Source organism: Propionicimonas sp., from assembly GCF_047606205.1.
GTDB lineage: Bacteria > Actinomycetota > Actinomycetes > Propionibacteriales > Propionibacteriaceae > Propionicimonas.
Genome location: NZ_JASGES010000247.1, coordinates 1 through 9,054, shown reverse-complemented (window position 1 = coordinate 9,054; position 9,054 = coordinate 1). Strand labels below are relative to the sequence as shown.

Genomic DNA, 9,054 nt, shown 5'->3' with positions numbered 1-9,054 from the left:
GCCCGCGCCGCCGTGGTCGGCGCCCTGGCCGAGCGGGACGCCGCGGTCCAGCGCGCGGCCGAGGTCGCCGCCGACCGCGAGCAGCTGCTGAACCAGTTCAAGGCGCTGTCGGCGGAGACCATCGAGCGCCAGACCCGTCAACTGGAGGAGTCCGCGCAGTCGCGCCAGCAGGCCACCGACCAGCTGCTGACCCCGGTGCGGGAGAGCCTGCAGCGCTTCAACGACCGGCTCACCGAGGTCGAGAAGGAGCGCGTGGTCCTGTCCGCCGAGCTCCGCAGCCAGGTCAGCGAGGTCCGGCTCACCGGCGAGAGCCTGCGCAGGGAGACCGCGGCCCTGGTCACCGCGCTGCGCAAGCCACAGGTGCGCGGGGCCTGGGGCGAACTGCAGCTCAAGCGGGTGGTGGAGTTGGCGGGCATGGTCGAGCACTGCGATTTCGTGCAGCAGCAGACCACCCACACCACGGCCGGCGCGACGATCCGTCCCGACCTGAAGGTGACCCTCACCGAGGGCCGGTTCATCTACGTCGACTCGAAGGTGCCGCTGAGCGCGTTCCTCGACGCCCAGGAGGCGTCCGATCCCGCCGAGCAGGCGCGGCTGCTGGGCCAGTTCGCGAGGAACGTCCAGACGCACGTCGACCAGCTCTCCCGCAAGGACTACTACAAGGCCGACGGCGGGGGGACACCGGAGTTCGTGGTGCTGTTCCTGGCCAGCGAGGCGCTGGCGGCGGAGGCCTTCAACCGGATGCCGTCGCTGCTGGAGTACGCCTCGGACCGCGCGGTCATGCTGGCCACGCCGAGCTCGCTGATCGCGATGCTCAAGACGATCGCGTATTCCTGGCGCCAGGCCGCGCTCGCCGAGTCCGCCCAGGAGGTGTTCAGTCTCGGCCGGGAGCTGTACGACCGGCTGGGCACGCTGGGCTCGCACTTCGACAAGGTGGGCCGCTCGCTCACCTCCGCGGTCGACTCCTACAACAAGGCGGTCGGCTCGATCGAGGGCCGGGTCTTCCCCACGGCGAGGAAGCTGCGCGACCTGAAGGTCACCGAGAAGGAGCTCGACCCCGTCCGCGTGGTCGAGGCGGCGGTGCGCCCACTGACCGGCGCGGAGCTCGTCGAGGACGCGGTGGTCGTCACTCCGATGATCGGACGCAGCCGCTCCGCGGAGGAGCTGCTGGTGCGAGCCCAGCCGGAACTGGACGACCTGCTCGCGGGCGAGGCCGGGCAGCCGCCGGACGCGGGCGCCCAGACGGCCTGAGCCGCGAGCCGCAGCCCCCGGGCGGGACCCGGCCGAGGCAGCCCCGTCCGACCGGCAGGCGGGGCGGGGCTACGCTCGGCCCCGTGGCACAGGACGGGACCGACGGCGGGCTGGGGCAGCGCGACTGCACCTTCGACGAGGACGGCCGGTGGTTCCGCTACCGGGCAGCGGCGGTGATCCTGCACGAGGGCAGAGTGCTGATGGCCCGTAACGAGGTGGAGCCCTACTTCTACTCGATCGGCGGTGGCGTCCGTCACGGCGAGACCGCGCAGGACGCCGTTCGTCGCGAGGTGCGGGAGGAGACCGGCGTCGACATGGAGGTCGACCGGCTCGCGTTCATCCACGAGAACTTCTTCGCGGGAGACTCCACCGCCAGCCTCCGCGGACGGGAGTGCCACGAACTCGCCTTCTACTTCGTGATGCGCTACGAGCCGGGGATGGCCCTGACGGCGGCCGGCACGACCCTCGACGGCGTCCGGGAGTGGCACGAGTGGGTCGATCTCGCCACGTACGGTCGGGACCGGCCCGCCCACCCGGCGTTCTTCGCGACCGAACTGCCCCGCCTGGGGACCTCCCCGGCGTGGATCGTGTCGCGCGGATGACGCCGCCGGGGACGGGGCCCGAGGCCCTGCCGGTGCGGGGTCGCACGCCGGAGCGGGGACGCCTGCGATGCGACGTCCCGAAACCCGCCCACGGTGCAGAACCACAGGCCCGGCCCGGTGCCAGAATGGGCCGGTGACGATCGACGCCCGGGCCGTGGACGAGGCCGCTGAGCGGTTGGCCGGAGTGGTCACCCGCACCCCTCTGCAGCGCAACGAGCGGCTCAGCGCCGCGACGGGGGCCAACGTCTGGCTCAAGCGCGAGGATCTCCAGCCGGTCCGTTCCTACAAGATCCGTGGCGCCTACAACCTGATCTCCCAGCTCGAGCCCGACCAGCGCCGCGCCGGCGTCGTCTGTGCGTCCGCGGGGAACCACGGCCAGGGGGTGGCGTTCGCGTGCGCCCAGCTGGGCATCAGCGGCCGCATCTTCGTCCCCGCCACCACACCGCGCCAGAAACGCGAACGCATCCTCGCGATCGGCGAGGGCAGGGTGGATCTGGCGGTCGTCGGCGACACCTACGACGCCGCGGCCGCGGCGGCGACGGCCGAGGCGGCGGCGTCCGGGGCGATCGTCGTTCCCGCGTTCGACGACGCCCGCACGATCGTCGGCCAGGGCACGGTGGCCCGGGAGATCGTCGACCAGTTCGGCTACTCCCCGGACGTGCTGGTCGCCCCGGTCGGCGGCGGCGGCATGATCGCGGGCTGCCTGACCTACCTGGCCGAGCGCCATCCGGCCACGAAGGTCGTCGGTGCCGAGCCTGCGGGGGCGGCGTCGATGGCGGCCGCGCTCCGGGCCGGGCACCCGGTCGAACTCGGCGAGCTGGACACCTTCGTCGACGGCGCGGCCGTACGCCGCGTCGGGGACCTCACCTTCGGCCTCGTGCAGCGCTGCGGTCCGGCGTTGGTCGCCGTCCCCGAGGGGCGGATCTGCTCGGAGATGCTCGCGCTGTACCAGACCGAGGGCATCGTCACCGAGCCGGCCGGAGCGCTGGCCGCGGCCAGCCTCGGCAGCTTCCGCCCGGAGCCGGGCCAGACCGTCGTGGTGCTGGTGTCGGGGGGCAACAACGACGTCTCCCGGTACGCCGAGATCGTCGAGCGCTCGCTGGTCTACGAGGGCCGCAAGCACTACTTCCTGGTGAACTTCCCGCAGGAGCCCGGCGCGCTGCGGCGCTTCCTGGACGAGGTCCTCGGGCCTGACGACGACATCACCCACTTCGAGTACGTCAAGCGGAGCAACCGGGAGACCGGCCCCGCGCTGGTGGGCATCGAACTCGGCGATCCCGACTCGTTCGGCAACCTGCTGATGCGGATGGACGCGAGCCCGATCACCTTCGAGGTGGTGGCCTCCGACAGCCCGTTCTACCGGTTCCTGGTGTGACCGGGGACCGCTGGAACCACAACCTGCACTACCACCGGCTGGTGCTGGACGCGGTTCCCGCCGGTGCCCGCACCGCGCTCGACGTCGGCACCGGGGACGGCCTGCTGGCGCGCGACCTGCACCGGATCGTGCCGGAGGTGACCGCGATCGACCTCGACGCCGGGGTGCTCGAGCGGGCGCGTCTGGAGGACCCCGCCGTCGACTGGGTTCACGCGGACGCGCTGACCCACCGGTTCGCCGGGACGTTCGACGTGGTGGCGTCGATCGCCGTTCTGCACCACTTCCCCGACACGACGCGCGCCTTGGCCAGGATGGCCGACCTCACGGCGCCCGGCGGGCTGCTGGCCGTTGTGGGGATGGCCCGCAGCACGACGCCGCTGGACTACGCCTACGAGGTGGCCGGCATCGCCCAGCACCAGGTGCTCAGCCGTACCCGTGGCTTCTGGGACCACACCGCTCCCACCGTCTGGCCACCGCCGCACAGCTACGGCGAGGTGCGCCGGCTCGCCCGCCGGGTCCTCCCCGGCGTCCGCTGGCGCCACCTGCCGCTGTGGCGCTACGCCCTGCTGTGGCGAAAGCCCGCCCGCCCCGGGCCGCAGTGACGGCCGGCCCGGGAGCGGGCGAGGGCGGTCGGGGCTCAGGCCAGGCCGACGCTGGTCAGCCAGTCGGCGGCGACCTGGTCGGCGTCCTGCTTGTCGGTGACGACCTTGCTGACCAGGGTGGCCAGCGTGTCGGTGTCGAGCTTCGCCGAGACCGCGTTCAGCGCCGAGGTCACCTCGGGAGTGGCCAGGGACTTCGTGATCACCGGGATGACGTTCTGGGAGCCGAAGAAGCTCTTGGTGTCGGTCAGCGTGACGAAGTCGTTCGCCTTGATCGCCGGGTCGGTGGTGAACAGGTTCGCCGCCTGGACCTGGCCGTTCTTCAGCGCCTGGACGGTCAGCGGCCCGGCCGTGTCCAGCGCCTTGAACGACTTGAACTCCAGCCCGTAGGTCTTCTGCAGCCCGGGAATGCCGTAGCTGCGGTTCTTCCACTCCGGCGGGCCGCCGAGCACGAGCTGCCCAGCGACCGGCACCAGGTCCTCGATCGTCGTCAGGTTGTACTGGGTGGCGGTCGCGCGCGTGACGGTGATCGAGTCGTTGTCCTGCGCGGGTGCCGGGTCGAGCACGGTCAGCGTGTCCGGCAGCGCCGAGGTCAGCGCGGCCAGCGCGGCCTCGGTCGTGCTGGTGTCGGCGTTCGGGTCCAGGTACTTGGCGAATGCACCGGTGTACTCGGGGAGCAGGTTGATCTCCCCGCTCTTGAGAGCAGGCACGTAGGTCTCGCGGGAGCCGATGTTCAGCTTCGTGCTGACGTTGACGCCCTTGGCCTTCAGCGCCTGGGCGTAGATCTGCGCGAGCAGCTCGTTCTCGGGGAAGTTGGCCGAGCCGACGACCACCGAGACCGCCGCGGCGGAACTCTGGGTGGCGCTCCCCGGCGCCGGCGTGGCCAGCGGATCGCCGGACGAGCAGGCCGCCAGCGTCAGGGCCGCGACCACGGCGGCGGCGAGTGCGAGGGGTTTGTTCATCTCATCCTTCTTTCGTTGGGTCGTGCACGGTCAACTCGGTTCGGCGGCAGGGGACGCGGCTCGCGCGGCCGGACGCCCTGGGCGTCGCGACGCTCGGACCGGCGCGAGACCCGGCGAGACGACCAGCCGCTGCACCGCGGCGAAGCCGAGATCCACCAGCATCGCCAGTACGGCGACGAGCAGCGCGCCGCCGGCCATCTGCCCGTAGTCGCGGTAGGCCTGGCCGTCGATCAGGAAGCGGCCCAGCCCTCCGAGGCTCACGGACGCGGCGAGCGTCGCCGTCGCCACGACCTGGAGCGCCGCGGACCGCAGTCCGCTGAAGATCAACGGAAGCGCGCACGGCGCCTCGACCCGGACCAGCACCTGGGCGGGCCGCATCCCCATGCCGCGCGCGGCGTCCCTCGCACCTGGATCGACGCCCTCGACGCCGGCGTAGGCGCCGGCGAGGATCGGCGGGATGGCCAGCACCACCAGGACGAAGATCGACGGCACGAGGAAGGCGATGTCGCCGCCCAGCAGGGGCCCGACGACCAGCACGGCGATGAACAGCAGGCCCAGGGTGGGCACCGAGCGCATGCCGTTGACCAGGTTCACCACCACGACACGGCCGCGCCCGGTGTGGCCGATCCACGCCCCCAGCGGGATGCCGACCAGCGCCGCCAGCACCAGGGTGATCACCGAATAGAGCAGGTGCTCGGCCACCCGCACAGGGATGCCGTCGGCACCCTGCCAGTTCGCCGAGTCGCTCAGCCAGGTCCAGAGCAGGTTCATCTGGACCCCCCGCGGAGGTGCTCGGCGGAGCGTGGCGGAGGCGCGGAACTCGGTGCCACCGCCGGGCGCGAGGCACGCAGCCACGGCGTGAGCACCCTGCTGCCGGCGAGGATCGCCAGATCGAGGGCAAGGGCCAGCACGATGCAGGCGAGGATCCCCACGACGATCGGGTCGAGGAAGTCCCGCGCGAAACCGTCGGTGAACAGCGACCCCAGCTGCGGGACGCCGAGCAGCGCCGCCACCGAGACGATCGAGACGTTGCTGACCGCCGCCACCCGCAGCCCGGCCGCGACCACGGGAACGGCCAGCGGCAGCTCCACGCCGAAGAAGCGGCGCACCCGCCCGATACCCATCGCGGTCGCCGCCTGGAGCACCTCCTCGGGTACCGACGCCAGCCCGTCCGCGACCGTGCGCACCAGCAGCGCCACCGTGTAGATCGTGAGCGCCACCACCACATTGACCGGGTCGAGGATGCCGGTGCCGAGGATCAGCGGCATCAGGATGAACAGGGCCAGCGACGGGATCGTGTAGAGCAGCCCGGTGCCGGCGATCAGCGGCGTCCGCAGCACCCGGTAGCGCCGCGCCAGCCAACCCAGCGGGACGGCGAGGACGAGCCCGATGACCAGCGGCACCACCGCCAGCACGGCGTGGTTGGCCATCAGTTCGCCGATCTGGTCGAGGTGGCCGAGGAACCAGGTCACGATCCGCCACCCCCCGGCTCCCTCTCGATCGCCGTCAGCACGTCGTGGGCACGCACGGTTCCGACCAGGCGCCCGTCGTCGCCGACCAGCACGCCGCGGCGGCTGGGCGCGGACAGCGCCGCGTCCAGGGCCGAACGCAGCGAACCTCCGGCCGGTGCGACCGTGCCGCCCCGGTGCAGGTCGGCGTGGGACACCGGACCGGTGAGCCGGGCCGGCTCGATCCAGCCCACGGGGGCTCCGGCCCCGTCGACGACGAGCAGCCACCGTTGATCGCCGGCGACGCGGCGCGCGTCCGGTACCGGCGTCCCCAGCACGACGGTGGGCTCGGCGCTGACCGGCAGCGCCGGCGCCGCCTGGAACGCCAGCCCGCGGTAGCCGCGGTCACGGCCGAGGAAGTCGGCGACGAAGTCGTCGACCGGATCGGCCAGCAGGTCGGCGGGGCTGGCCAGCTGGGCGAGTGTCCCGCCCACCCGCAGCACGGCCACCTGGTCGCCCAGCTTGATCGCCTCGTCGATGTCGTGGGTGACGAAGACGATGGTCTTGCCGAGTTCGGACTGCAGCCGCAGGAACTCCTCCTGGAGCTGCCCCCGGACGACCGGGTCGACCGCGCTGAACGGCTCGTCCATCAGCATCACCGGCGGGTCGGCGGCCAGCGCCCTGGCCACCCCGACGCGCTGCTGCTGGCCACCGGAGAGCTGGTTCGGGTACCGGCGGCCGAGTTCGGGCGCGAGCCCCACGCGTTCGAGCAGTTCGGAGGCGACCGTGCGCGCCTTCGTCCTCGACCAGCCGAGCAGCAGCGGGACGGTGGCGATGTTGTCGAGGATCGTGCGGTGCGGAAACAGCCCGCCGCTCTGGATCACGTACCCGATGCCTCGGCGCAGCTCGTTCCCGTCGAGGGTGGCCGTGTCGCGTCCGTCGATCTCGATGGTGCCGGAGGTCGGCTCGATCATCCGGTTGATCATGCGCAGCGACGTGGTCTTTCCGCACCCGGACGGCCCGACCAGCACGGTGATCCGGCCGGTCGGCGCGACCAGGCTCAGCCCACCCACGGCGGTGGTGCCGCCCGGATAGACCTTGGTCACGTCAGTGAAGCTGATCATGCCTGGCCACCTCCTGGTCGTGGTTCGCCGCGGGTGGCCGAACCCTCGGTGCGCGCATCTCGGCCAGGTCGTCGCCCCTCCGCTCGCGCCTCAGGGCCTCGATTACCCAGTCGATCACCTCGGCAGTCACCTGGGTGCGTCCGGTGACCTCGATGATCGCGGCCCTGAGCCGTTCCACCGGGGCGCCCAGCACGGTGCCGTGCCCGTGGTGCACAGAGATCACGGTCGCGGCCAGCAGGGCCTCGACCGCGAGCAACTGCTCGATCACGTCCAGCACCTCCTCGCTCACCCGCACCGACGGATAGGCCATCGATGAATGATCCTCCACCCCGTCACCGACAGTCGTGCCGGTGAGCGAGATCGGGGTCGCGAGATGCTTGACGCAGGCGACCAGGGCCGAGGCCGTCTGGGCGAGGATGACCGGCGTGACATAGCCGGTCGCCGCGGTCACCGCCTGCACCTGGACGGCCAGCGGCAGGCCCTGGCGCAGCCTCTTCACCAACAGCGCCACCCGCCGCTCGGCGAGCGTGGCCACGTGCGCGAGCGCGATCCGCAGCGCGTCGAAGCCGATCGCGAGATTCGTGATCGAGAAGTTGCCGTTGGACACGAAGACGCCCCGCTCGACGTCGAGGAAAGGGTTGTCGGGCGCGCAGTTCAGCTCCACGACCAGCAGTTGTTCGAGGTGCTCGAGCTGGTCGAACAGTGCTCCGTGCACCTGCGGGACGGTGCGCAGCGAGACCGCGTCCTGCACGGATGCGGACGCCCGCCGTCCCGCGGCGAGGTCACCGCCGGCGACGGCGGCCCGGACGTGTCGTCCGCTCCGCTGCTGTCCGGCGTGCGGCCGCGCCGCCAGCGCCGCCGGGTCGAACGGGCTGAGGTTCGCGCCCAGCGCTTCCACGGTGAGCGCGGCCACGAGGTCGGCACGTTCCGCGATCAGGGACGCCCGACGCTGGGTCAGCGACGCGGTCGCCACCGAGATCGCGTTCGAGCCGACCAGGGCGAGGCTGTCCTTCGCCGCCAGGCGCAGCGGTGCGAGCTCCGCCGCGGCGAGCGCCTCGGCGCCCGTGGCCGTCCGGTCCTGCCCCGGCAGCCAGGCGCGCCCCTCCCCCAGCAGGACGAGCCCGACCGCCGCGAGCTGGGACAGGTCACCGGCGCCGACCGACCCCTGGTCGGGGATCGCAGGGATGACGTCGTGGTCGAGCAGGGCGAGCAGGCCGTCGAAGAGTCCGACGGAGGCGCCGGACGCTCCTGCGGCGAGAGTGTTCAGCCGCGCCAGCAGCGCGGCCCTGCCCTCGATCCGGGACAGCGGCTCGCCGATGGCCGCGGCGTGGCTCACGATCACGTAACGCTGGAAGTCGCCGATCAGTTCCGGCGGGATCTCGCTGTCGCGCAGCGGCCCCAGCCCACGATTGAGCCCGTAGGTCGGCACGCCCGCGTCCAGCGCCGCCTGGACGACGGCCCGGGCGCGGGCGAGCCGGGCGTCGATCGCCTGCCGGTCGACGGCGACCACGGCGTGGCCGATGGCGACATCGGCGATGTCGCGGGGGGTCAGCGTCGAGCCGAGCACGACGACGCGGCGCTCGGCGCTCATCCGGCCACCGGTAGTCGGGCAGGCGAGCGAGGCCGGGACGCGATCCCGTGGCCCGCTGGCGGGCGTGGCCGGGTCGGGCGGCATGGCGGCGGCCGCCTGCGG

The 9,054-nt window shown here is 72.5% G+C and carries 9 protein-coding genes; 4 read left to right on the top strand and 5 right to left on the bottom strand.

All coding sequences use genetic code 11. The features are described from left to right. From QM633_RS15445 to QM633_RS15430, 4 genes are all read left to right on the top strand, one after another. On the top strand, positions 1 to 1,251 hold a 1,251-nt coding region (locus QM633_RS15445; RefSeq protein WP_415154654.1), incomplete at its 5' end, for a DNA recombination protein RmuC. Positions 1,252 to 1,334: 83 nt separating this feature from the next. After that, positions 1,335 to 1,853: an NUDIX hydrolase gene (locus QM633_RS15440; RefSeq protein ID WP_415154653.1), complete on the top strand. Its 519-nt coding sequence runs from the start codon at positions 1,335 to 1,337 to the stop codon at positions 1,851 to 1,853. Between the two features lie 133 nt (positions 1,854 to 1,986). Beyond that, complete coding sequence (gene ilvA / locus QM633_RS15435) at positions 1,987 to 3,228, top strand: threonine ammonia-lyase IlvA (RefSeq protein ID WP_415154652.1); 1,242 nt, start codon at positions 1,987 to 1,989, stop codon at positions 3,226 to 3,228. Next, complete coding sequence (locus QM633_RS15430) at positions 3,225 to 3,830, top strand: class I SAM-dependent methyltransferase (protein ID WP_415154651.1); 606 nt, start codon at positions 3,225 to 3,227, stop codon at positions 3,828 to 3,830. Before ilvA ends, QM633_RS15430 begins: the two co-directional genes overlap by 4 nt. Before the next feature lie 35 nt (positions 3,831 to 3,865). Here QM633_RS15430 and QM633_RS15425 read toward each other — a convergent pair whose 3' ends face one another. The 5 genes from QM633_RS15425 to QM633_RS15405 form a co-directional block, all read right to left on the bottom strand. Further along, positions 3,866 to 4,789, bottom strand: coding sequence for an ABC transporter substrate-binding protein (locus tag QM633_RS15425; protein WP_415154650.1), 924 nt, complete (start codon positions 4,787 to 4,789; stop codon positions 3,866 to 3,868). Between the two features lie 30 nt (positions 4,790 to 4,819). Next, positions 4,820 to 5,560 (bottom strand): ABC transporter permease, encoded by a 741-nt coding sequence (locus QM633_RS15420; protein ID WP_415154649.1) that lies wholly within the window; start codon positions 5,558 to 5,560, stop codon positions 4,820 to 4,822. Next, complete coding sequence (locus QM633_RS15415; RefSeq protein ID WP_415154655.1) at positions 5,557 to 6,219, bottom strand: ABC transporter permease; 663 nt, start codon at positions 6,217 to 6,219, stop codon at positions 5,557 to 5,559. Before QM633_RS15415 ends, QM633_RS15420 begins: the two co-directional genes overlap by 4 nt. Before the next feature lie 38 nt (positions 6,220 to 6,257). Further along, positions 6,258 to 7,361 carry an ABC transporter ATP-binding protein gene (locus tag QM633_RS15410; protein ID WP_415154648.1) on the bottom strand — a complete coding sequence of 368 codons (1,104 nt, stop codon included), beginning with the start codon at positions 7,359 to 7,361 and terminating at the stop codon, positions 6,258 to 6,260. Continuing rightward, positions 7,345 to 9,054: aromatic amino acid lyase (locus tag QM633_RS15405; RefSeq protein ID WP_415154647.1), on the bottom strand; the 1,710-nt coding region annotated here is incomplete at its 5' end. The genes QM633_RS15410 and QM633_RS15405, both read right to left, overlap by 17 nt.

What these genes read in the sequence shown, in the direction of transcription:
- QM633_RS15415 (WP_415154655.1), bottom strand. Translation starts at nt 6,219, where the DNA reads ATGGCCAACCACGCCGTGCTGGCGGTGGTGCCGCTGGTCATCGGGCTC.
- QM633_RS15420 (WP_415154649.1), bottom strand. Translation starts at nt 5,560, where the DNA reads ATGAACCTGCTCTGGACCTGGCTGAGCGACTCGGCGAACTGGCAGGGT.
- QM633_RS15410 (WP_415154648.1), bottom strand. Translation starts at nt 7,361, where the DNA reads ATGATCAGCTTCACTGACGTGACCAAGGTCTATCCGGGCGGCACCACC.
- QM633_RS15425 (WP_415154650.1), bottom strand. Translation starts at nt 4,789, where the DNA reads ATGAACAAACCCCTCGCACTCGCCGCCGCCGTGGTCGCGGCCCTGACG.